Origin of the sequence: Pseudomonas migulae, from assembly GCF_043225285.1 — a bacterium.
In the GTDB taxonomy this organism is placed as follows: Bacteria; Pseudomonadota; Gammaproteobacteria; order Pseudomonadales; family Pseudomonadaceae; genus Aquipseudomonas; species Aquipseudomonas migulae_C.
In genome coordinates this window covers 743,004-768,276 of record NZ_CP171224.1, presented here as the reverse complement: position 1 = coordinate 768,276, position 25,273 = coordinate 743,004, and the positions used below count along the sequence as shown (strand labels likewise).

Below are 25,273 nucleotides of genomic sequence, written 5' to 3'. Positions count from 1 at the left end.
ACCCTCGACATGAACACCACTGCCCTCGAACCTTCGGTAGACGTTTTCCAGACTTCGGCTCAGCAGGCCTTTTATTTGCGCTCGCAGGAACTGGGCGGACAGCCGCTGTTCGCCGCCCTGACCGTGCCGGTGGCTGAGGCTGTGGAGGCGCGGGCATTGCGCGCGGCACTGGATGAATTGGGGCTGCGCCATGAAACCCTGCGCACGGTCTATCGCCGCTTGCCGGGCATGAAGTGGCCGGTGCAGAGCCTGTGCGATGAGCTGCCGGTGACGCTGCTGGACCGCGCGTCTTCGCTGGCCGAGGCGCTGATTCGCAGTCGTGAAACCCTGGTTGAGGCGCCGGACCGAGTGCTAGTGGTGTCTCAAGTGGAAACCGCGGACGGTCAGCATTTCGTCGCGTTGCTGGCGCCGGCCAGCAGCTTCGATGAAGCGTCGCTGCGGGTGCTGTCTTCGGAGCTGGCGAGTGTGCTGCGCGGTGAAACGCTGGCCGACAATCAGGAAGACTTGCAGTACCTGGATTACACCGCGTGGCAGGAAGAACTGCGCGAAGAAGACATCGGCCATCAAGGCGCCGCGTTCTGGCGCAACCTGCAACAGCAGTTCGCGCTGGCCCATCGTCTGCCTTTCGAAAAGGCCGTCGATGTGACCCTGGCCCGCCATCAGGCGACGCTCGACGACGGAGCATGGCTGGCCGATGTGCAACGGGTGGCCGACGCTCAGGGTGTCGACGCACAGCGGGTGGCATTGTTGCTGTGGAGCGCCTTTGTGGCGCGCATCGGCAATCAGGAAAAGTTGCTGATGGGCTGGGAAGTGGCGGGGCGCAACGAGCAGACCGCCGCGACCCTGGGGCGTTTCGCCCGGCGTTTGCCGGTGGCGTTCGATCACCGCAGCCATGAAACCCTGGCGCAGGCGCTGGGGGCTTTCAACGCCAGCGTCGAGCAGTCGCTGTCCTGGCTCGACTGCCTCAACGAATTTGAACTGAGCGCCGAACTCGCGACGCCCTTGCGTTACGGTCTGGTGTATCAGGCTGATGCCGACGCGAATATCGACGTGGATGATGCCAACTTGGAAGTCCTGCGCCTGCGGGTTCAGGGCGAACACTTGCAGCTGTCATGCCTGGCCGGCGCGGTGCCCGAGTCGATGCTGGCGGCCTGGCTGGAACAGTTTGTCGAGTTCAGCCGTCAGTTGCTGGCCGCGCCTGAGCTGACCTTGGGCCAGGCGACTCAGGTCAATGCAACGCAAATGACCCGTCTGATCGAAGGCTTCAACCCGCTGGCGGCCGAACAGGCACTGCCGCATCGCTACCTGCAAGACCTGTTCAGCGAACAGGCGCGCCTGCACCCGCAGCGCATCGCGGTCAGCGTCAATGGCCAACGCCTGAGCTACGCCGAACTGGATGCACGCTCCAACCAGGTGGCCAATACCTTGCGCGCACAAGGTGTGGCGCCGGATGAAATCGTTGCGGTTTACGGTCAGCGCTCGCTGGAAATCGTCATTGCCTTGCTCGGTACGCTGAAGGCCGGCGCGGCGTACCTGCCGCTCGATCCCAACTACCCGATTGATCGCCTCGCATTCATGTTGCAGGACGCGGCCGCGCGTCAGGTGCTGGCCTGCCAGCCGCTGCCGGAAGGGTTGCATGGCGAGCAGGTGATTTCGCTGATGGCGGAAGCCGAAGTCTGGTCCGCATCGCAGGAGCAACCGGCAACCCTGGGCGACAGCGACAATCTCGCCTACGTGATTTACACCTCCGGCTCCACCGGCAAGCCCAAGGGCGTGATGATCAGTCACGCCAACGCGGTGGCCTCGACCCTCGCACGCAGCGCGTTCTACCGTCAGCCGCTGCGGGCGTTCCTGATGCTTTCGTCGTTCTCCTTCGACAGCTCGGTGGCCGGGGTTTTCTGGGCGTTGGGGCAGGGCGCGACCCTGTGCCTGCCGAACGAAGACAGCTACAAGGACCCGGCCCTGCTGGCGGCGCTGATCCAGCGCGAAGAGGTTTCCCATTACCTGACCTTGCCGTCCTACCACGCGCAGATTCTCGAACACCTCGACAACCCGGCGCTGGCCTGTGTGATCGTCGCTGGCGAAGCGTGCAGCAACGCTCTGGTCGCGCGCCATCGCGAAGCCTTGCCGCACGTGGCGCTGGTCAACGAATACGGCCCGACCGAAGGCACGGTCTGGTGCTCGGCGTGGGAACTGCCGCTGGGTCAGGACGACGACACCATTCCGATTGGCCAGCCGATTCCGGGCATGCGCATTCACGTGCTCGGCCCGGACTTGATGCCGGTGGCCGTGGGTGTCGAAGGTGAGCTGTATGTTGGCGGCGCGGGTATTGCTCGCGGCTATCTCAAGCGTGCTCCGCTGACCGCCGAACGCTTTGTGCCTGACCTGTTTGCCAAACAGGCCGGTCAACGCCTGTACCGCACCGGCGACCTCGCACGCTACCGCGCCGATGGCGTGCTGGAGTACCTCGGCCGGGTCGATCATCAAGTGAAGATCCGTGGCTTCCGTATCGAGCTGGGCGAGATCGAATCCGCCATGCGCAGCGCCCCCGGCATCGAAGACGCCGCCGTCATCGCCCGCGAAACACCGACCGGTCCGCAACTGCTGGGCTTCGTGATTTCCCCGGCCGACACCGCCGACATTCGCCTCAACGAATTGCGCAGCCACCTCGCCGAAGCATTGCCCGAGCACATGCAGCCGGTGCGCTTGCAGGTGCTGGAACGCTTCCCGCTGATGCCCAACGGCAAACTCAACCGCCAGGCCTTGCTCGACCTCGACGTGCGCCGCAGTGCCTTCGTTGCCCCGCGCACCGACCTGGAAAAAGTCCTGGCGGCGATCTGGGCCGAAGCGCTGCACGTGGAGCGGGTCGGCGTGCATGACAGCTTCTTCGAGCTTGGCGGTCACTCGTTGCTGGCGACGCGGATTCGCGCACGGATTCAGGAAGAACTGAACCTGTCGATCCCGCTGAAGCTGTTCTTCGAGGGTGACACGCTGGAGCGCCTGGCGACGGAAATCGAGCAGTTCCGTCTACAGAGTGAACACAAAGAAAACGATGTAGACGCCCTGGAAGCGTTGTTCGACGAAGTGGATGAGGAACACACGCGATGAGTGCTGCACCGGACAGAATGATGACCCTGGCCCAGCGTTTCTGCGGCTTGAGCCTGGACGCGCGGCGTGCCTTGCAAGAAAAGATGCACGCGCAAGGCCTGACCCTTGAGCTGCTGCCGATCCCGCCAAGGGACCCGGCCGTGGACACCTTGCCGGCGTCGTACGCGCAACAGCGTTTGTGGTTCCTGTGGCAGATGCAGCCGCAGGCGACCGCGTACAACCTGACCGGTGCCTTTCGCCTGAGCGGTGAGCTGAACCGCGCCGCGCTGGCGCAAACCCTTGTCGCGCTGGTGCAGCGTCATGAAGTGCTGCGCACCACGTTCGTGTTCGACGAGCAGCAGGTGCTGCAAAAAATCCACCCGCAAATGGACGCGCCGCTGGTCGAGGTCGAGGCCGCTGACGAGACCGAACTGCAGAGCCAGATCGGCCTGAACGCCGAGCAGCCGTTCGACCTGCAGAACGGCCCGTTGATGCGCTGCCGGTTGATCCGCCTCGACGCGCAGCAGCACGTGCTGGTGCTGACGTTCCACCACATCGTCACCGACGGCGGGTCGCTGCCGATTCTGTTGCAGGAATTCACCCGGCTCTACGCGCAACTGAGCGCCGGGCAAGCGCCGCAGCTGCCGGCGCTGGGTATTCAGTACGCCGACTTCGCCCGTTGGCAGCGCCTGTGGCTGGAGGCCGGTGAGTCCGAGCGTCAACTTGAATATTGGCGTGAACAACTGGGCCGTGAGCACCCGCCGCTGAACCTGCCGACCGACCGCCGTCGTCCGGCGATCCCGAGCCAGCAGGGCGCCAGCGTCGAGTTGACTGTGCCGGCGGCCCTGGCGTCGGCTCTGAAAGATCTTGCCCGTCGCGAAGGCTGCACGCTGTTCATGGTGCTGATGGCTTCGTTGCAAACCCTGCTGCATCGCTACAGCGGCGAACGGGACATTCGCGTCGGCGTGCCGATTGCCAACCGCACCCGCCAGGACGTGGAAAACCTGCTGGGCTTTTTCGTCAACACTCAGGTGTTGCGTACCCAACCCCATGCCGATCAGCCATTTTTGCAGTTGCTGGCCGAGGTCAAGACGGCGGCACTGGGCGCGCAGGCGCATCAGGATTTGCCTTTTGAGCAGTTGGTCGATGGGCTCGATGTTGAGCGCAGCCTGAGCCACACGCCGTTGTTCCAGGTGATGTTCAACCACCAGCGCGAGGCTGGCGGCGAACAGCGCTGGGACTTGCCGGGCCTGAGCGTCGAGCCGCTGATCTGGGACGAAAAGACCACCAAGTTCGAGCTGATGCTCGACACCGTGGAAAGCGACGACGGCATCCACGCTTCGTTTGTCTATGCCACCGAACTGTTCGACGCCGCGACCATCGAGCGTCTCGGCGAGCATTGGCTGAACCTGTTGCAAGCTATTTGCGCCGACGGCTCGGTCGCCTTGGCCGACCTGAACATGCTCGCCGCAACCGAGCAGCAGGCCACGTTACTGGACTGGAACCGCAGCGCCACTTCGCAGACCCTGAACACGCTGTGCGCGCATCAACTGATCGAAGTCCAGGCTGCCGCGCACCCGAACAACATCGCGGTGACCTGCGACGGCGCGACCCTCAGCTACGCACAACTGAACCAGCAGGCCAACCGCATCGCCCAGCGTCTGCGCGAACGCGGCGTCGGGCCCGACGTGTTGGTCGGTATCGCGCTGGAGCGGTCGCTGGAAATGATCGTCAGCGTGCTGGCGATCCTCAAGGCCGGCGGCGCCTACGTGCCGCTGGACCCGGAATACCCGCAGGATCGCCTGGCCTACATGCTGGCCGACAGCGGTACGCGCCTGTTGCTGACCAACTCCGCGCTGTTGCCGCGCCTGCCGTTGTCCGAAGGCATCGAAGTGATTTGCCTGGACCACGCCAGCGACTGGCTGAATGAGGCGTCCGCCGACAATCTGCCGAACCTGACCCACCCGGAAAACCTGGCGTACGTCATCTACACCTCCGGCTCCACCGGCAAACCCAAAGGCACCTTGTTGCCCCACAGCAACCTGACCCGCCTGTTCAGCGCCACCGAACACTGGTTCGGTTTCAATGCGGACGATGTCTGGAGCCTGTTCCATTCCTACGCTTTCGACTTCTCCGTCTGGGAAATCTTTGGCGCGTTGTTCTACGGCGGCAAGCTGGTGGTGGTGCCGCACGCCATCAGCCGCTCCCCGGAAGACTTCGCTCGCCTGCTGTGCGAAGAACGGGTCACGGTGCTCAACCAGACCCCGTCGGCGTTCCGTCAGCTGATGCCGTTTGCCTGCGCCAGTGCCCAGGGCATGGCCCTGCGTTATGTGGTGTTCGGCGGCGAGGCGCTGGACGTCGCGAGCCTGCGTCCGTGGTACGACGCGTTCGACGACCAACAGCCGCTGTTGATCAACATGTACGGCATCACCGAAACCACGGTGCACGTGACCTACCGACCGTTGTCCCGCGCCGACCTCGACGGTGCCAACAGCTCGCCACTGGGCGAGCCGATTGCCGACCTGCGCTGGTACGTGCTCGACCCGCGTCTGAACCCGGTGGCCAAGGGCTGTGTCGGCGAGCTGTACGTTGGTGGTGCTGGCCTGGCGCGGGGTTATCACCAGCGCGCCGACCTGACCGCCACGCGCTTTGTTCCGGACCTGTTCGCCGCCGAGGCGGGTGCACGCCTGTATCGCACCGGCGATCTGGCGCGCTATTGCGCCGACGGCAGCATCGAATACGCCGGGCGTATCGACCATCAAGTGAAGATTCGTGGCTTCCGCATCGAGCTGGGGGAAATTCAGGATCGCCTGCAAAGTCACCCGGCCATTGAACAAGCGCTGGTGCTGGCCCCCGAAATCAATGGCAGTCAGCAATTGGTCGCCTGGTTCACCGTCAGCCAGGACGTCGCTGATTTGCGTCAGTCGTTGCGTGAACACTTGCAGGCCGGCCTGCCGGATTACATGGTGCCGGCGCATTTGCTCAAGCTCGACCAGTGGCCGCTGACCAGCAACGGCAAACTCGATCGCAATGCGCTGCCCAAGCCGGATGCCGCCCTGGCGCAACAGGTTTACTCGGCGCCGGTGGACGACCTGCAAGCCGAGTTGGCGGCGATCTGGCAGGACGTGCTCAAGCTCGAGCGCGTGGGGATCGACGACAACTTCTTCGAACTGGGCGGCGATTCGATCATCTCGATTCAGGTAGTCAGCCGTGCGCGTCAGGCCGGTATTCGCGTCACCCCGCGTGATCTGTTTCAACACCAGACCGTGCAGAGTCTGGCGAAGGTCGCGCAGCGCAGTGCCGGTCTGGTCATCGATCAGGGACCGGTGCGTGGCGACGTACTGCTGACGCCGATCCAGCACTGGTTTTTCGAGCAAAACATCGAGGCCCGGGACCACTGGAACCAGTCGGTGCTGCTGGAACTGCGCGAACCGCTGGACAGCGCGAGCCTGCAACAGACACTGGCCGCGCTGCTGGAACATCACGATGCGTTGCGCCTGCGTTTGCGTCGGGTGGATGGCGTGTGGCAACAGGCTCAGGCCGAGCACTGGAACAGCGCCGACCTGCTGTGGCAGCGGCAGGCCGCGAACGCTGACGAGTTGCTTGAACACTGCAACGCCGCACAAGCCAGTCTGAACTTGCAGGACGGCCCATTGCTGCGCGCCTTGCTCGTGGACATGGGCGCAGCCGGTCAGCGCTTGCTGCTGGTGGTGCATCATTTGGCGGTGGACGGTGTGTCCTGGCGTCTGTTGCTCGAAGATTTGCAAACGGCCTACGGCCAGGCACTTCAGGCCCAACCCCTGCGCCTGCCGGCCAAATCCAGCGCTTATCAAGCGTGGGCGGCGCGTTTGCAGCTGCATGCGCAAAGTCCTGAGCTGGCGAGTCAGGCCGCTTACTGGCAGGGCCAATACCGCGACGTGATGGTCGACCTGCCCGCCGACAACCCGCAAGGCAGTCTCGCCAGCCAGCATGCCGTGAGCGTGGAAACCGTGCTCGACAGCACCTTCACCCGCCAACTGCTGCAAGACGCTCCGGCGGCGTACCGCACGCAGGTCAACGACCTGTTGCTGACGGCCCTGTCGCGGGTGCTGGGCGACTGGACCGGCCAGCCGTCGACCCTGGTCAAACTGGAAGGCCATGGCCGCGAAGACCTGTTCGACGACATCGACCTGACCCGCACCGTGGGCTGGTTCACCTCGATTTTCCCGGTCAAGTTGACCCCGGCCAGCGATCTGGCCGGGAGCATCAAGGCGGTCAAGGAACAGCTGCGCGCGGTGCCGGACAAAGGCATCGGTTTTGGCATCCTGCGTTATCTGGCGCAGGCCGGGCTTGAGGATCTGCCGCAACCGCAAGTCACCTTTAACTACATGGGCCAGTTCGATGCCAGCTTCGATGAGCAGGCGCCATGGCGCCCAGCCCAGGAAAGCGGTGGCGCCGAACAAGGGGCTTCGGCCTCGCTGGACCGTGGCCTGAGCATCAACGGTCAGGTGTACGCCGGGCAACTGCGCCTGAGCTGGACCTTCAGTCGCGACGTGTTTGCCGAGCACACGGTGCAGCGTCTGGCCGACGCCTATGCCGCCGAGTTGCAACAGCTGATCGAACACTGCCTCAGCGGTGCCGGTGGCCTGACGCCGAGTGACGTGCCGCTGGTCCGCGTCGATCAGGCGCAGCTCGATGCACTGCCACTGGCGGCGCGCGAGATCGAAAACATCTTCCCGCTGTCGCCGATGCAGGAAGGCATGTTGTTCCACAGCCTGTTCGCCCCGGATGCCGGCGCCTACATCCCGCAAATGCGCGTGGACGTGCAGGGCATCGAGGTCGAGGCGTTCCGCAGCGCCTGGCAACAGACCCTGGAAAACCATGAAGTGCTGCGCGCCGCGTTCTTCAGCGAGAGCCATGGCTCGCAGCCGCTGCAAGTGATTCTGGCCAACGCCACGCTGCCGGTGACCGTGCTCGACTGGCGCCATGAAGCGGATCAGGCACTGGCTCTGGAACGTCTGGCCGAAAGTGATCGCCTGCGCGGTTTCGACCTGACAGCCGCGCCGTTGCTGCGCCTGACCCTGGTGCAAACCGCGCACGACACCCATCACCTGATTTTCACCAACCACCACATTCTGCTGGACGGCTGGAGCACCTCGCAGCTGTTCGGCGAAGTGTTGCAGCGTTACGCCGGTGTGACTCCGGAGGCGAGCGGCGGTCGTTATCGCGACTACATGACGTGGCTGGGCGGGCGTGATCGTACCGCGTGCGAAGCGTTCTGGCTGGAACAGTTGCAGGCGTTCAACGAGCCGACCCGGCTGGCGGGCGCACTACCCGGGCCGGTCGCCGGGCAGGGCAACGGTCATCGCACCGTTCACCTGAGCCTGGACCGGGCGGCCACCGAGCGCCTGAGCGGCTTTGCCCGTCAGGTCCGCGTGACGCCGAACACTTTGCTGCAAGCGGCGTGGCTGTTGCTGTTGCAGCGCTACACCGGCCAGCGCACGGTGGCGTTCGGCGCCACGGTGTCGGGGCGTCCGAGCGAGTTGCAGGGGATCGAGCAGCAAGTTGGCCTGTTCATCAACACCTTGCCGGTGATCGCCACGCCACATCCTGAGCGCACGGTCAGCCAATGGGTGGACGAGGTGCAGGCGCTGAACCTCAAACTGCGCGATGTCGAATACACGCCGCTGGCGGATGTGCAGCGCTGGGCCGGGCACTCGGGCGAGGCGCTGTTCGACACGCTGCTGGTGTTCGAAAACTACCCGGTCGCCGAGGCGCTGGAGGGTGGTAATCCGAGTGCGCTGAAGTTCTCGGGTATCAGCAATCACGATCAAACCAGTTTCCCGCTAGCCATCGCCGCCGAGCTGGGCGAGTGCCTGGACCTGCGCTTCAATTACGACACCGCGCTGTTTACCGCCGAGGCCATCGACGGCCTGAGCAGTCGTCTGGTGGCGTTGCTCGATGCCATGGTGCGCGAACCGCAACAGGCCTTGGGCCGTCTGAACCTGCTCGACGCTGCGCAGACTGCGCAGCAAGCGCAAGGCTTCAACGACACCGCCGTGAGCTGGCCGGACGTGCGTCCGGTCCACCTGTGCTTCGAAGCCCAGGTGCTTAAAACCCCGGACGCGCCGGCGCTGGTATTTGCCGGTCAGAGCCTGACGTATCGTCAACTCAACCAGCAGGCCAACCGCCTGGCGCACTACCTGTGCGCCCAGGGTGTCGGCGCAGAAGTGCTGGTGGGGATTGCCGCCGAGCGTTCGCTGGAACTGGTGATCGGTCTGCTCGCGATCATGAAGGCTGGCGGCGCCTATGTGCCGCTGGACCCGGATTACCCGCGCGAACGCCTGGAGCACATGTTCGAGGACAGCGGCGTGCACGTGCTGTTGACCCAGCGTCATCTGCTGGCGCAATTGCCGATTCCCGCCGGGACCACGGCGATCTGCCTGGACGACAGCGCTCAACTGGTCGAAGGCTTGAGCGACGAAAACCTGCCGTGCGTGGTCGAGCTGCAATCGCTGGCGTACATGATTTACACCTCCGGCTCCACGGGCAAACCGAAGGGCGCGGCCAACCGTCACGATGCGTTGTGCAACCGCATCGAGTGGATGCAGGGCGCCTACCCGCTGGACGGTCGCGACACCGTGCTGCAGAAAACCCCGTTCAGTTTTGACGTGTCGGTGTGGGAGTTCTTCTGGCCGCTGATGGTCGGTGCGCGCCTTGCGGTCGCCGAACCGGGCGCCCATCGCGACCCGGCGCAACTGGTGCGGCTGATCGAGCAGTATCAGGTCAGCACCCTGCATTTCGTGCCGTCGATGTTGCAGGCCTTTGTCCAGGGTGAAGGCTTCGAGCATTGCGCCAGCCTGCGGCAGATCATGTGCAGCGGCGAAGCACTGTCGGCGGATTTGCAGAACAGCCTGTTCCGCGTGCTGCCAGGCGTTGCTTTGTACAACCTGTACGGGCCGACCGAAGCCGCCATCGACGTGACCCACTGGACCTGCGTCGAGGATGGCTCGATCAGCGTGCCGATTGGTTACCCGATCGCCAACCTGGTGACCTACATTCTCGACGACAGCCTGCAACCGCAAGTGGCCGGCTGCGTCGGTGAGCTGTACCTGGGCGGCATCGGTCTGGCGCGGGGTTACCACCGTCGTCCGGACCTGACGGCCGAGCGCTTTGTCGCCAGCCCGTTCGGCACCCAGGGCGAGCGCCTGTACCGCACCGGCGACCTGGCGCGTTATCGCGATAACGGTGTGATCGAGTACGTCGGCCGCATCGACCATCAAGTGAAGATTCGCGGTTTGCGCATCGAACTGGGTGAAATCGAGGCCTGCCTGCTGGAACATCCACAGGTGCGCGAGGCGGTGGTGATCGCGCTGGATGTCGGTAAATCCAAGCAATTGGTGGCTTATGTGGTCGGCCAGCCGTTGGTGCTCGATGAACTCAAACAGCACCTGCGCAATGCGTTGCCCGAGCATATGCAACCGAGCCATGTGCTGGTGCTTGAGCAACTGCCCGTGACGCCGAACGGCAAGCTTGATCGCCGCGCGTTGCCACAACCCGATCAGCAGGTTCGTGAATACGTCGCACCGCGCACAGCCGTGGAGGCGGCGTTGCAAGAAGTCTGGCAGGCGCTGTTCGAGGTGCCGGTCGGCATTCAGGACAACTTCTTCGAACTGGGCGGCGATTCCATTGTGTCGATCCAGGCGGTCAGCCGGGCGCGCAAAGCCGGCCTGAGCATTTCGCCGAAGCACGTGTTCAGTCACCCGACCATTGCCGAACTGGCAACGGTCGCTCAGGCGGTGGACGCCGAGGAAGCCGCGCCGGTAGTTGTTGCACCGGCGCAGAAGATCGAACTGAGCGCCGCGCAATATCAGGCGCTGGCCTTGACGGCAGACGAGGTGGACGACGTTTACCCACTGTCGCCGATGCAGCAGGGCATGCTGTTCCACTCGGTGCAGGACGGCGACTCGGGGCTGTACGTCAACCAGATCGAAGTGGGCGTGCGCGGCGTTGACGGTCAGCGCTTCCGCGAAGCCTGGGCCGACGCGGCGCAACGTCACGCGATCCTGCGCACCGCGTTCCTGTGGGAGGGCGACAAGGAGCCGCTGCAAGTGGTGCTGCGCAATGCGCCGGCGCTGCTGACCGAACTGGACTGGCGCGGCCTGGATAACCAGCCTGAACGTGTGCGCCAATTGGCCACCGATGAACGTGAACGTGGCTTCTCGCTGAACCGCGCGCCGTTGCTGCGTCTGTTGCTGGTGCGTCTGGAAGACGACCGTTATCGCCTGATCTGGACCTATCACCACATCCTCATGGACGGCTGGAGTGTGTCGCGCCTGATCGGTGAAGTGCTGCGTCATTACAGCGGCGACGCGCAGGAACCGGTGGCCGCGTATCGCGACTACATCGACTGGCTCGGCCAGCAGGTCGCCGAGGCCAGCGAAGCGTTCTGGAAAGCCAGGCTCACCACGCTCGAAGGTGCCACGCATCTGGCCCGCGCCTTGCCGGTGAAGGCGCCGCAAGCGGGTTATCACGCGATCTATACGCACCTGAGTGGCGAGCAAACCGCGCGTATGCAGGCGTTTGCCCAGCAACAGCAAGTCACGCTCAACACCCTGGTGCAAGCCGCATGGCTGTTGCTGTTGCAGCGCTACACCGGCCAGCGCACGGTGACGTTCGGCGCCACGGTGTCGGGCCGCCCGGAAACCCTCAGCGGTTCGGAGAACATGCTCGGGCTGTTCATCAATACCTTGCCGGTGGTCAACAGTGTGCCGACCGAAGCGAGCGTCGGTGACTGGTTGCGCGAGATCCAGGCCTACAACCTCGACATCCGCGACTTCCAGCAAACCCCGCTCAGCGACATTCAGCGCTGGGCCGGGCACGGCGGGCAGTCGCTGTTCGACAGCATCATCGTTTTCGAAAACCAGCCGGTGGACCGCACGCTGCGCGAATGGAACGGCGATTCCCTGCGCTTCGAAGATGTCTCCGACTTCGGCCTGACCAGCTTTGCCATGGACTTGATGGTCAGCCTCGATGAAGGGCTGCGCATCGAGTACATGCACCAACGCGATCAGTTCGATCTCACCACCGTCGAAACCCTGCGCAGCCACATGGAAAGCCTGATGCAGCGGCTGTGCGACAACGCCGGTCGGGCCGTTGGCGAACTCGGTTTGCTGACGCTGGACGAAGGTCGGCAACTGGACGGCGACCTGCCGACGCTGGCTGACGATCATGAATTGCCTGTGCACGAACTGATCCGCGAACGGGCGCGGCTGCAACCGCAGCACACCGCGCTGGTGCTGAGCTACGCCGACCGCGACGCCGAACAGTTGAGTTATGCCGAGCTGGACCGTCGTTCAGACGCACTCGCGGTGCACTTGCTTGCGCAGGGCGTACAGGCCGAAGACGTGATCGGCGTGTTCATGGAGCGCTCGCTGGAGCTGGTTGTGTCGCTGCTGGCGGTGATGAAGTGCGGCGCCGCTTATGTGCCGCTGGACCCGCAATACCCGCAGGAACGCCTGCGCTACATGATGGCCGACAGCGACATGCGCTTGCTGCTGACCCAGGAACGTTTGCGTGACACGGCGCAACTCAATCCGGGCACGCCGATGGTCGCCGTGGACCGCTTGAACCTCGACGCCGAGGTGTCGGCGCCATTGCTTGATGTACACGCGGAACAACTGGCCTACCTGATTTACACCTCGGGCTCGACCGGCAAACCGAAAAGCGTGGCCGTGGCCCACGGGCCGTTGAGCATGCACGTGCAGGCGATTGCCGAGCTGTACGACATGGACCCGACCAACCGCGAACTGCATTTCATGTCGTTCGCCTTCGACGGTGCCCATGAACGCTGGATCACCGCGCTGATCAGCGGGTCGACGTTGGTGGTGCGCGACAACACCTTGTGGACCGCCGAACAGACCCTGGCGGTGTTGCATCGTCAGCGCATCAGCGTCGCCTGCTTCCCGCCGGCGTACTTGCTGCAACTGGCCGAACACGCCGAATTGCAGGGCGGCAATCCACCGCCGGTGCGCATCTATTGCTTCGGTGGCGATGCGGTGCCGGACGCCACGTTTGAACGGGTCAAGCACACGCTCAAGCCGCAATACCTGGTGAATGGTTACGGCCCGACGGAAACCGTAGTCACGCCGCTGCTGTGGAAAATCGCTGCCGACGGCCACTGCGAGGCGATGTATGCGCCGATTGGCCGCCGTGTCGGCACCCGCAGCCTGCACGTGCTGGATATGGACCTCAACCCGCTACCGGTGGGCATGGTCGGTGAGCTGTACATCGGCGGTCGCGGCGTTGCGCGCGGCTACCACCGTCACCCGTGGCAAACCGCCGAGCGTTTCGTCGCCGATCCGTTCAGCCGCGAGGGCGGTCGTTTGTACCGCACCGGTGACCTGGTGCGCCGCCGTGAGGACGGTGTGTTCGATTACGTGGGGCGCATCGACCATCAGGTCAAAGTGCGCGGCTTCCGCATCGAACTGGGTGAAATCGAAGCCCGTCTGCGCGAGCAGGTCGGGGTCAACGACGCGCTGGTGGTGGTGCGTGACGGCGGGCAGGGGCCGCAACTGATCGGCTATGTGGTCGCGGCTGAAGACGACGGCCTGGGCCTGCGTTGCCAGGCGGCCTTGCGTGAAAGCCTGCCGGATTACATGGTGCCGACGCAGGTCGTGGTGCTGCCGCGTTTCCCGCTGACACCGAACGGCAAACTCGACCGCAAGGCCTTGCCCGATCCGACCTTCGAGGGGCGTGAATACGTGGCCCCGCGCACGCCGCTGGAATGGGCGCTGGCCGAGATCTGGCAACAAGTGCTGGGCATCGACAAAGTCGGCATCACCGACAACTTCTTCGAGCTGGGTGGTGACTCGCTGCGCACGCTCAAAGTGATCTCGAAGGTGCGCGCGCTGAACGAGCCGAACTTCCAGCTGAAACTGCGCGACATGATGGCCAAACCGACCATCGCCGGGTTGTCCGGTGTCGATGAACAACCGCTCAAACAGAGCCCGGAACCGTTGCTGCTGTTGAACCAGCCAGTGGACGATCAAACGGCGCTGTTCTGCCTGCACGCCGGGTTCGGCACGGTGTTCGACTACGAACCGCTGGCCCGTCGGCTCGAAGGCCTGCGCACGGTGTATGGCGTGCAATGCCGCATGCTGCTCGACCGCCAGTGGCACGACACTTCGCTGCAGCAAATGGCGGCGGACTACGTCGAAGCGATCCGTCGCAAGCAACCGCAAGGCCCGTATCACTTGCTGGGCTGGTCGTTGGGCGGGGCGCTGGCGTTGATGGTCGCTGACCTGCTTGAACGGCAGGGCCAGCGTGCGGCGTTCGTCGGCCTGGTGGACAGTTTTGTGCCGACCCAGGCCAACGCCGTCGCCAGTGTGGATGAGTGGCGGGCGGACCTGCGCGAGTTCCTCGGTGCGACCCTGAGCATGGACAGTGAGATTGTTGACCGGGCATTGAGTGTCGAAGCCACGGGAGATCAGGACGCCGTCGCGCGGATCATTCGCACGGTCATCGACACCGAAGGCGAGCAGGCCAGCGGTTACGCATTGCTCGGAGCCGATGAGCTGGCGCAGACGTTCATGGTCAGCACGCGCTTGAAGGCGCTGTCGCGGCAGGTCGAGACCTTGCCGCTGCCGCACGCCGAACTGTGCTGCTGGTGGGCCGATGGCAACCCGACGGCGGAACGGGCAACGCTGGAACGCCAGCAACCACGGCTGCGCAAGGTGCAAACGGTGACGGCCAGCCACTTCGATATCCTGCAACGGGATGAATGCCTGGACGCCGTGGTGACGGCACTCGCTCGGGAGGTGGTGACGCAGGACTGAGGTTTTACCGCGCCAAAACAAGCTCGCCCTAATGAACGGCCCTCACGGTTCGTTTATAGGGCGAGCTTTTTATTTTTTGGAGACCACCGCCCATGGCACTGCACCCGGACATCGAAGGTTTTCTAGAGCTGGCCGAGTTCGGCCGCCTCACCGGCAAAAGCCTGCCCATGCATGAGCTGAGCCCGACCGACGCGCGCCAGCAATTCGAACAAACCTCGCAGTTGCTCGACGCCGCACCGCTGGGCGCGTTGACGGTGACCGCGGTCAGCATTCCGGCACGTGACGGCCATCTGCTTAACGCGCGCCTGTACGTCCGGCCTTCGCTGGGCACCGAACAACGCCCGGTGCTGCTGTATTTCCACGGCGGCGGTTACGTGGTCGGCAGCCTCGATTCCCACGACACCCTGTGCCGGCGACTGGCGCTGGCGGGTGGTTTTGCGGTGCTGTCGGCGGATTATCGACTGGCCCCGGAGCACCGTTTTCCGACCGCCTATGAGGATGCCGAAGACGTGACGCGCTGGCTCGCGACCACCGGCGCTGGCGCCCTCGGGCTGAACCCGACACGCATCGCGTTGGCGGGGGACAGCGTCGGCGGCAGCCTGGTGGCCTCCCTGTCGATCGCAATCGCTCAGGAAGCTCAGGCCTGGCCGCTCACGCCACGGCTGCAAGTGTTGTTGTACCCGGTGATCGACGCCGTGGAAAAACGCCCGTCGCTGGCGCGTTTCGCCGAAGGCTACCTGCTGGAAGCGACCACGCTGGAATGGTTCTACCAACAATATGAACGCAGCCTCGAAGACCGCCGCGACTGGCGCTTTTCGCCGATGTTTGCCGAGAGTGTGCAAGGACTGACGCCGACCGTACTGTGGTTGGCTGAGTACGATCCGCTGCTCGACGAAGGCCTGGCCTGGGCCGAAAAGCTGCGTGCGGCCGGACAACCCGTGGTGCTTGACGTTAAAGCGGGCATGACCCACGACTTCGCGCGGATGGGTGAGATGGTGCAAGAAGTACCGGGGATGCTGGAGCAGCTCGCGGGGCAAATCACCGAAAGCCTGGGTTGATCAAGATCTGTAGGCGCCGGCTTGCTGGCGATAAACGATAACGCGGTCTGACAGAACCGCCACCGCACTTCCTCAAGGCTGACGCCCCTTATATTCCCGCCGTGGCAATCAAGAACGACTCATCCTTGTAGTTCCTACATTCGAGTTGAATCACGTAATTATCGAGGAAATTTCCGACGTGTTTTTAGGGTTGGCGGTCGGAAGCTCTGGGTATAGCGTGGCAAGACCTTTGGCAGATGGCATAGATAATCGCCAGGCGATCCTCATCCGCGCTACGCGAAACTGCCCTGCGGGAGGGGCGCCGCCGGCTTTCCCTCTGCCCATGAAACTCAGCTCTGAATGGATCTCTGAAAGCTATGATGGATAGAACAAATGAGTGGAGGTATGCCATGACTTTTGACTCGTTTCTAAAAACACTAGGATTAAGAAAAAAGTCTCTCGCCGAGAAAATCAATGACAGAGTCATTGCCGGGTATATACCCAGCGATATGGCGAAAGCTGTCGTAGGCAAAGTCTCGTCAAAAAAATTCAACGCGATGATGATCAAGGTGATCGATAAGTACAACGCTGATAACGAGGTGAAGGTTTTCAGGAATGAGTGATCAGTACAATCAGATGCATGAAAAGCTCGTTAAAACGAGTGAAGATTTTACTGGCATGATTGCTTACTCGATCTATAAAGCTGAAAAGCGCGAAGCGATCAAAAACGGTTTGAATATTGTTGAATTTACAAAGCTAAAACTTCAGTCGAATGAGATAGGTAAATACAAGCGCGAAGCGGAGGGTTTGGTTAATTTATTTTTACAGGCTGCGGCCGATGAAAAAATAAATGGGATCAAGGCTGAGCTGGCTGGCAAGATCAATAAGTTGACTCTCGAATCGCTGCCTAAAGACCCAATGTACAAACGCCTTTTCAGATGGCATAACTTTGGTTCGGCGGGTGTTGTCGGCAACTTTTGGACTGCTGTTATTGTTGCGGTTTTTGTATGGGTTTTTGCCGATTCGTCGTCATGGAATACCGCGAAAGAGAACGCCATAACCTCCGTGAAGGCGCCATTTATTAACGGTTCAGGAAGAGGGAGTGCTCCAGACTCCACCTCAGCAACTGTCACCCCATAACGCTGAGCCGCCGTCTGATACCGCTTTATCCAGGCTCGCTTCTGCTGGCACAGGCTATCGTCAGGCGATTTGTCGGCAGACCGGCCCACCAATCTTTACGATCAACAGAACCAAAACCGGGCCGCAAGCGGCCCGGTTTTGTTCAGCATTCAACGTACGCAGCAATCAATAGTTAGCCCGCAACGTCAGCGTCAGATTCCGCGGATCGCCATAGAAGTTGGTCCCCCACGAGGCATCCACCCGGTCGTAGTACTTTTTATCAAACAGGTTGTTGCCAGTCAGTGTCGCCGACAGGTTCTCGTTGAACTTGTAGCCAACCTGCGCGGTAGCAATGCCGTAGCCGCTTTGTTCGAAGCGTACTTCACGCTGGTACCAGGTCTTGCTCACCACGCGTACGCCGCCGCCGACGCTGAAGTCCTTGAGCGGGCCGTCGGTGAAGTCGTATTTGGTCCACAGGTTGAAGTTGTGTTTCGGCGTGATGGTGCTGAAGGTGCTGCCTTCGGTCGCGTCGTCGGATTTCAGCAATTTGGTGCTGGTGAAGGCGTAGCCGGTGACGATGCTCCAGTTGTCGGTCAGGTTGCCGCTCAACTCGGTTTCCCAGCCTTGGCTGCGGGCCTTGCCTTGCGCTTTGTAGCTGTTGGTGTCGGCGTCGTATTCGGCGCGGTTTTCGTCGTAGATGCGGAACATCGCGATGCTGGCGTTCAGGCGGCCGTCGTAGAACTCGCGCTTGAGGCCGACTTCGTACTGTTTGCCTTTGCGCGGGCCGATCGGGGTGTTGTCGCCGCCGATCTCGCTTTGCGGCTTGAACACGCCGGTGTAGCTGGCGTAGGCCGACAGTTCCGGGGTCAGCTTGGCGATGATGGCGCCGTACGGCACGACCTTGCGGTTGATGCTGGTGTGAGCGTCACCGAAGCTGTTGAAGAAGGCGTTGGCGTTCTTCGCATCGCTTTCGTACCAGGTCACGCGGCTGCCGCCGACCACGTCGAGCCAGTCGGTGACGTTGAACTTGGCGCGAGTGTAGAGGCCGTACTGGTCGGACTTGGACCAGTTGCCGTTGACCCGGTCATAGTCGTTCTTGGGAATATCGATGCTGCCCGGGTTGAAGACGTTGATCGGGAAGTACTCGCCGCCACCGTATTCGAAATCCTTGTCGAGGTGCTGGTACTCGGCGCCCACGGTGAACTCGTGCTGGCGATCGGCGAATTCGAACGGCGTGGTCACGAAGCTGTCGACGCCGATGGTCTTGATGTGGGTGTAGTAGTCATACGCCACGGCCCAGCTGTCGCCATTGGGCTCGACGGCACCGTCGGCCCAGGTGAAATTACGTTGTGGCGTTTCAGCATCGCGATAAGTGACGGTGGTCTTGAACTGACCGCCGTTGTCCAGCGAGTGATCGACTTCAGCAAAGGTTTCCCAGACTTTCTCGTTCAGGGTGTTCCACTTGGCATCGACGAACGTCGAACGCGGCACGTCCAGCAACTTGCCGTCGGCAAACGCGGGCAGGCCGAACGCCGGGGTGGAGTGGTTCTGCTGATAGGCGCCACCAACCGACAGGGTGGTGGACGGGTCGAGGTCGAATTCCAGGCGACCGTACACCATCGGGCGTTCGTTCTGGGCGGAGTCGACAAAGGATTTGTTGTTCTCGTAAGCGGTGATGAAGCGACCGCGCACAGTGCCTTGATCGTTCAGCGGGCCGGTGACATCCACCATCGAGCGGTAGTGGTCATAGGACCCGGCGCCCAGCTCGCCACCGAGGGCGAATTTGTTCAGGGCGCGCTTGCGCACCACGTTGATCGTACCGCCAGGTTCGCCGGCGCCTTGATACAGGCCCGATGGGCCGCGCAGCACTTCGACGCGGTCGTACATCGCGAGGTCGAAGCTGGTGCCCATGTCGCCCTGGCCGGTCGGTTGCGATACGCCGTCAACCTGTACCTGATCGACGAGGAAACCGCGCATGTAGACATCGTTGAGGCTGGAACCGGAGTTATAGGTCTTGATGGTGACGCCGGTGACCTGACGCATCGCGTCTTGCAGGCTGTTCATGTTCTGGTCGTCCATGCGCTGGCGCGTGACGACGGACACCGACTGTGGGATGTCCTTGAGCTTGATGTTGCCCTTGCCGATGCTGACCTGATCGGAGGTGTAGGAATGCGTGCCTTCGGTGGTCGGCCCTGGCGCAACGCCGGAAATGGCAGTCGCACCCAGTTGCAGCGCACTGGAGTTACCCGCGACCGGAATCAGCGAGACGGTGTTGCCAGTCAGTTGAAACGTAATGCCGCTCCCCAGCAGCAACGTGTTCAGTGCCTGTTCCGGTTCCAGATTGCCGGAGACCGCCGTGGACTTGAGGCCCGTGACCATGTCCTGGCTGTACAGGATTTGCAGGTCGGTCTGTTGACCCAGTTGCTGCAGCGCGCTGGCCAGCGATTGCGCAGGGACGTTGACGTTGACCGGTGCCGCCTGGACCTCGGACGTGCCCAGCAGCAACAGGGTCAGCAACGCACCCGGTACGACCGTTCGGAATTTCTTGTGCGGCGCGATGGCCAAAGCCAGTGGCGCGCGGGACAGGGTAGGGCTTTGCATTGCTCAAATCGCTCCTAAGGTGTTTAGTTTTTTTTAGTTAATGATAATTATTATTAGACGCATCACGCCGACGAAACCGGAAAACAAAGTCCGCAAATTGTTGAAAGGCGCTTAGTCGTCGGCGCTCAAGCGGTCGCCCGTTCGGTCACTACGCGGCCCGACTCCAGGCGGACCAATTGATCGGCCATGTCGAAATAGCGGTCGTCGTGGGAGATGACGATGATGGTTTTGCCCAGGCGCTTGAGGTCCGGCAGCAGCTCGGTGTAGAAAATCCGGCGAAAGGTCGGATCCTGGTCGGCGGCCCATTCGTCGAACACCAGCACCGGCCGTTCTTCCAGCCAGGCATTGACCAGCGCCAGGCGCTTGCGCTGGCCGGTCGACAGATCGGTCGTGGTGAAACTGCCGTCCTGGACGCTGACCTTGTGTGCGATTTCCAGGCGTTGCAGGTATTTGTTGGCGTCTTCGGGAATGTGCTGATCGCCCTGCACCACGTCATCGAACAGGTAGTAGTCGGCAAATATCGTGGTGAACAACTGGCGATAGTCGTCACGGTTCTGCGCGTCGATGCCTTCGCCGTTGAGCAGGATTGCACCCTGTTGCGGCGCATAAAGCCCCAACAACAACTTGATCAGGGTGGTCTTGCCGCAGCCGTTTTCGCCGACGATGAAAATGATGTCGCCCTGTTCGATGGTCAGGTTCACCGGCCCCAGGTGGAAGGCTTCGCTGCCCGGTGCGGCGGGGAACGCATAGCTGACGTTGTCCAGTTGCAGGCGGTTGACCACGGCCGGTTTTTTGCCGGGGTCGTTGAGCAGCAGGTGCGGCTCGGGCGAGGAGAACTGGCTCGACAGCTCGGCGATGCGGCGGAAGGCAATCCGCGCCCGGCTGACCACCGGCAAGGTGCCGACCAGATGCTCGATGGGGCCTTTCATGTACAGCAACACCAGGACGAAGCCGCTCATCACCGCTTTGTCGGCGCTGGGCCAGAACGATTGCAGGGCCAGCGCGAGGCCGATGACCACGAAGAACAGCATCGACCCCAGCGTCTTGGCGATCACGAAGGTGTTGATCGAGCGCACCTGGGTGTTGCAGATGAAATCCGCCGTGCCCTGAATACCCGAGGTGAACATGCGCTGGCGGCGCGGACGGTGAATGCGCAGTTCCTTGGCGCCGCCGGCGATGGCGTTGTAGTGCTTTTGCAGTTCGTCTTCGGCGTCACGGGCGGCCATGAAACCCTTGATGCCCTTGCCCTGTGCGTAGAACTGGATGCCGGTGCCGATGGCGATCGCCAGCACCATCATCAGGAACATCGGCCACGACAGCATCGCCAGGTAGCCCATGCAGCCGAGGGTCACGGTCAGGGAGATGGCCAGCGGCGCGAAGGCAAACGCGAAGTCGCTGATGGTGTCGACGTCATGGGTCAGCACCGGGATCAGCCGGTGGCTGCGATAGCGTTCGATTTGTTCGATGGGCGCCGAAAGAACCTTTTCCCCCAGCTCTTTGCGCAGCTTGGCAATGATGTGCTGGCCGACATAGTTGGTGCCGATGTCCGAGCAGATCGAACTCGCCAGTGCCAACAGGCAAAGGCCGCCGAACAGCGCGACGACCCCTTGGGTCAGGCCGCTTTCCGAATGCAGGGCATTGTTGATCGTGGCCAGCAGCACCGTCACGCTCAGACCGCCCACCATGCCCAGAATGATCGACAGGCTGACCACCAGCCGGAACGGTTTCAGGAGGGTGAACAATTCATGAATTGCACCGCGCGTAGGCTGGGTCATGAGGAAAGGGTTCCTTGGGTCGTGAGGCAGATACCCAGTAGAACGTGTGGTCAGGCGTTTAATTTAGACGGCCGCCGACTGGCGGCGGCCGGGGGGATGGGGGTGTCAGCCTTTGGACGGCAGATCGCGCACGACCCGGAAACCGATCCAGTCGCCACGGGTTTGCGGGTAGATGTTGTTGCGGTTGCCGGAGCGCGAGAACACCGGCGCTTCACCCCAGTCATTACCGCGAATCTGTAAGGCTTCGCAGTTGGGTTCGACCCAGGCGCTGCCGTCGGTGGGGGCGCCGACGTAATCGCTGTGTTCGCAGTCGGCGATCCACTCGTAGACGTTGCCGTGCATGTCGTACATGCCGAAGGCGTTCGGCGGGTAGCTGCCGGCTGGCGAGGTGTAGCTGTAGCCGTCGGTGGGCCCGTACGTGTTGGCATGGGTGGCGATGCTGTAGTCGGTGCCCTCATCGAAGGGGAACGGGAACGGCCCCGTTGAACCGGCGCGGGCGGCGTATTCGCGCTGGGCTTCGCTGACGATGTGGTAGTGCTGGCCGGTCTTGAGCGACAGCCACGCGACGTAGGCACTGACTTCGGCGAAGTTCATGCACACCGCCGGCTGGCGCGGGCCCTGTGGATAACGCGGTTTGCTGTTGATGCACTCGCGACCGGGGCGGGTGTCGCCGTCAGGGATCGTGATTCCGGTTTCTTTCAGGTACTGGTCCCATTCACCAGCGGTGATCTGGTAGCGGCTCATGGCGAACGGCTTGGCGAACGTCACTTCGTGCATCGGGCCTTCATCGGGTTCGCGACCGACTTCACCTTCCGGTGTGCCCATGGTGAAGGTGCCCGCGGGCAGCACCACCATTTCCGGGCAGTTGCGGCAATCCTTGAACACCTTGCCCGGCAACGGCGCGGTGGACGCGTGGGCGGCGCCGGGCAGCGCGGCACCGAGCATTGCCAGAATCATCAGTGCCCTCAATCGTGGGCGCGACAACCGGAGTCTGTGCAGGAGGTTTTTCATAAGCATTCTCGCTAAAGGTAATCGGTGTTTCAGAGCTTGCTGGCCAACAGCGTCATGACGCGATCGATGTGCGCCTCGGTGTTGAGCAGCCCCGGAGACAGGCGAATGATCGGGCCGACGTCACGGTCCACGGCATCGCAGACCACGCGCTGGTCCATCAGGAAATTGGCGACTTCTTCGCAGTCGCGGTTCTTGATCCGGAAGAAGGTGAAGCCGGCGGAATACTCGGGCGACAACGGCGTGACCAGCTCCACGGACGGATGTTCCTGCAAGCGTTTTTTCAGGTAGCTGTTGATTTCATGGATGCGTGCCTGGACTTCGGCCTTGCCCAGGTCCAGGTGCAATTTGAACGCCTCGGTCAGGGCCCAGCGGTGTTCGAACGAGTGGTAGCCGCCGTAGGTCATGACCGTGGAAAACGTGGTCGCTTCGGAGAACGTCGGGATGGTCGGCGTCAGGTTTTTCATTTCGTCGGAGCGCGCGCAGATGATCCCGGTGCCCCGTGGGCCGAACATCCATTTGTGCGTGCCGGCGATGAAGTAATCGCAATGCATGTCCGGGAAATCGAGGTTTTCCACGCCGAAACCGTGGACACCATCGACCACATACAGGATGCGATCCTTGTCCTCGCGGTCGCGGTTTTTCTCGGCGACCAGCTTGCCGATTTCGCCGATGGGCAACTTCACACCGCTACCGGAATGTACCCAGGTCATGCCGAGCACGCGGGTCTCGGGGCGAATGTTGCGGGCAATCGAGGCCAGTATTTCTTCGCTCGAGACCTTGTGCGGGTCTTCGAACAATTTGATTTTGCGAACCTTCGTCCCGTCCTTCTGCGTGCGGAATTCAAACACGCTGTTGGCGGCGTAGTGCTCATGTTCGCTGGTCAGGATTTCCTGGTCCGGGCGCACGTGAAGGCCGGCGTAAATCATCGCCAGGCCTTCGGTGGTGCTGCCGGTCAGGGCGATCTGCGAGGGCTTGGCTTTCAGGTAACGGCCGGCCCACACGCGCACGTCTTCCTCGCGGCGTTCGGTTTCGCCGCGATGCCAGTCCATCGCCAGGCCCGGGTTGCGGTCGAGGTTGGCGCGGTGCATTTCGATGGCTTCGCGCACGGGACGCGGGTGCGAAGCCACCAGGAAGTTGGCGAAGTGCAGGTAGTCGGGATCCTGATTGAACAGCTGGCGGAATTGCGCCCATTTGTCTTTGGGCAACGGTGCCGGCGTGGCGGCCCGCGCGGGCAGGGTGATCGCAGAACTCAACGGAATGGCAGCCGCGACAATGCCGGCCTGCTTGAGGAATGTACGACGGTTGGTCATGGATTCGATTCGCTTGGCAAAAATGAATGTCAGTGTTTGGCGACGGGTCTGGAGGACTTCTGCACCTGATCCCAGACGCGCAGGAAATTGCCGCCCCAGAGTTTGGCGATGTCGGCCTCGCTGTAACCGCGACTGATCAGCTCGGCGGTCACGTTGCGTGCCTCGCTCACGTCTTTCCAACCGTTCAGGCCACCGCCATCGTTGAAGTCGGAGCTGATGCCGACGTGGTCGATGCCGATTTTCTTCACCGCGTAGTCGATGGCGTCGCCGTAGTCCTTGAGGGTGGCCTTGGGTTCCTCATCGAGGATGCCGTAGAGCTGACTGGCGTACTCGCCGAAGCGTTGTTCCGACCACACGGTGATCACCGGGTCCCCCGGCATCAGGGCCATTTCCAGGCCTTGCAGTGGTTGCAGGTCGAAACGCCCGCGCAGGGCGTTGAGTTTGTCCAGGGTGCCCTGGCTCAGCGGTTTGATGTAGGTCGGGAAACCGACGATCTGCACCACGCCGCCACTGTTCTTGATCAGCTGCATTTCGCTGTCGCTGAGGTTGCGCGGGATGTCCACCAGCGCACGGGGCGCCGAATGCGAGGCGACCATGGGCGCGCGGCTCAGTTGGCTGACTTGCTCCAGGGCCTTGGTCGACATCTGCGACACATCGATGATCACCCCGAGGTCGTTCAAGCGATGCACCGCTTGCTTGCCCAGCTCCGACAGACCCCCGAGGGCGTCACGGGAATCATTGAAAAACGGCAGAGGCCGGGACGAATCGGCCCAGGCGTTGTTGCCCACATAACTGAAGCCGAACATGCGCATCCCGCGCGCGGCCCACTTGTCCAGTGCGCTGACGTCGTTACCCAGCGGGTAGGCGTTGAGCATGCTGATGAACACGGCGAACTTGCCCTCGCCATGCAGGCGCCGGAAATCGTCCGGGGTGTAGGCAATGGCCACCTGATTGGGGAAGTCGCGCACCAGGGTGCTGATGATTTTGAAGCGGGTTTCCTGTTCGTGGCGGGCTTCGTCGATGAACCCGGCGGTGGGGCGGTGCGGGGCGTTGTCGCCGTTCCAGATCTCGGGCCAGCCAAAGATTGTCAGCGCCGCGCCGGACAGGCGACCTCGCGCGGTTTTCACCAGGTCGAACTGACCGCTGCCGTCCTTGTCGGCCTCGTTTTCGGCGGTGCCGAAATCCATGGGCACGGTGATGTGGCTGTCGAACGAGAGGATGCGCTCTTGCAGGTCATCGGCCTGTTTCATCACCGCGACCGGGTAGCCGGGATTGTCGTTGAACCAGTGATCCCAGGCTGCAAACCCTGCTGCGCCGGCGACGGCCAGCGCCAGGGGCACGCCAATGAAAAGAGCCTTTTTCGAACGAGGTTTTGTCATTGCCATCTCAGTCAGGTTCGCCGTCGAGGGTGCAGGCACGGGGGCCTTTGCTATCTGGGAAGAACGAGTGGCCGAGAGGGAAATTTAGTGAGGGTAATCCACTGTAGGAGCGAGCTTGCTCGCGATGGACGCAAACGA

10 protein-coding genes are annotated in these 25,273 nt (G+C 62.4%); 5 read left to right on the top strand and 5 right to left on the bottom strand.

What is annotated here, in order from left to right:
- Window positions 1–9 precede the first annotated feature (9 nt).
- From ACF6ZU_RS03580 to ACF6ZU_RS03560, 5 genes are all read left to right on the top strand, one after another.
- Window positions 10–3,108 carry an amino acid adenylation domain-containing protein gene (locus ACF6ZU_RS03580; RefSeq protein ID WP_392890554.1) on the top strand — a complete coding sequence of 1,033 codons (3,099 nt, stop codon included), beginning with the start codon at window positions 10–12 and terminating at the stop codon, window positions 3,106–3,108.
- Complete coding sequence (locus ACF6ZU_RS03575) at window positions 3,105–14,903, top strand: amino acid adenylation domain-containing protein (protein ID WP_392890553.1); 11,799 nt, start codon at window positions 3,105–3,107, stop codon at window positions 14,901–14,903. The genes ACF6ZU_RS03580 and ACF6ZU_RS03575 overlap by 4 nt, the downstream gene beginning before the upstream one ends.
- A 92-nt stretch (window positions 14,904–14,995) precedes the next feature.
- Window positions 14,996–15,961, top strand: a complete 966-nt coding sequence (locus tag ACF6ZU_RS03570; protein ID WP_392890552.1) for an alpha/beta hydrolase — start codon at window positions 14,996–14,998, stop codon at window positions 15,959–15,961.
- Between the two features lie 389 nt (window positions 15,962–16,350).
- Window positions 16,351–16,563, top strand: a complete 213-nt coding sequence (locus tag ACF6ZU_RS03565) for a hypothetical protein (protein WP_392890551.1) — start codon at window positions 16,351–16,353, stop codon at window positions 16,561–16,563.
- Window positions 16,556–17,080 (top strand): hypothetical protein, encoded by a 525-nt coding sequence (locus tag ACF6ZU_RS03560; protein WP_392890550.1) that lies wholly within the window; start codon window positions 16,556–16,558, stop codon window positions 17,078–17,080. Before ACF6ZU_RS03565 ends, ACF6ZU_RS03560 begins: the two co-directional genes overlap by 8 nt.
- 165 nt (window positions 17,081–17,245) lie before the next feature.
- Here ACF6ZU_RS03560 and ACF6ZU_RS03555 read toward each other — a convergent pair whose 3' ends face one another.
- The 5 genes from ACF6ZU_RS03555 to pvdM all read right to left on the bottom strand — a co-directional run bounded on the left by ACF6ZU_RS03555 (window position 17,246) and on the right by pvdM (window position 25,135).
- Window positions 17,246–19,660 carry a TonB-dependent siderophore receptor gene (locus tag ACF6ZU_RS03555; RefSeq protein WP_392890549.1) on the bottom strand — a complete coding sequence of 805 codons (2,415 nt, stop codon included), beginning with the start codon at window positions 19,658–19,660 and terminating at the stop codon, window positions 17,246–17,248.
- A gap of 125 nt (window positions 19,661–19,785) precedes the next feature.
- Window positions 19,786–21,435, bottom strand: coding sequence for a cyclic peptide export ABC transporter (locus ACF6ZU_RS03550; RefSeq protein ID WP_392890548.1), 1,650 nt, complete (start codon window positions 21,433–21,435; stop codon window positions 19,786–19,788).
- A gap of 105 nt (window positions 21,436–21,540) precedes the next feature.
- Window positions 21,541–22,446, bottom strand: coding sequence for a formylglycine-generating enzyme family protein (locus ACF6ZU_RS03545; RefSeq protein ID WP_392890547.1), 906 nt, complete (start codon window positions 22,444–22,446; stop codon window positions 21,541–21,543).
- A 29-nt stretch (window positions 22,447–22,475) separates the two neighbouring features.
- The gene (locus ACF6ZU_RS03540; RefSeq protein ID WP_392890546.1) at window positions 22,476–23,756 is read right to left on the bottom strand and encodes an aminotransferase class V-fold PLP-dependent enzyme; all 1,281 of its coding nucleotides are present in this window, start codon (window positions 23,754–23,756) and stop codon (window positions 22,476–22,478) included.
- 29 nt (window positions 23,757–23,785) lie between these two features.
- Window positions 23,786–25,135: a pyoverdine-tailoring dipeptidase-like protein PvdM gene (gene pvdM / locus ACF6ZU_RS03535; protein WP_392890545.1), complete on the bottom strand. Its 1,350-nt coding sequence runs from the start codon at window positions 25,133–25,135 to the stop codon at window positions 23,786–23,788.
- Window positions 25,136–25,273 lie beyond the last annotated feature (138 nt).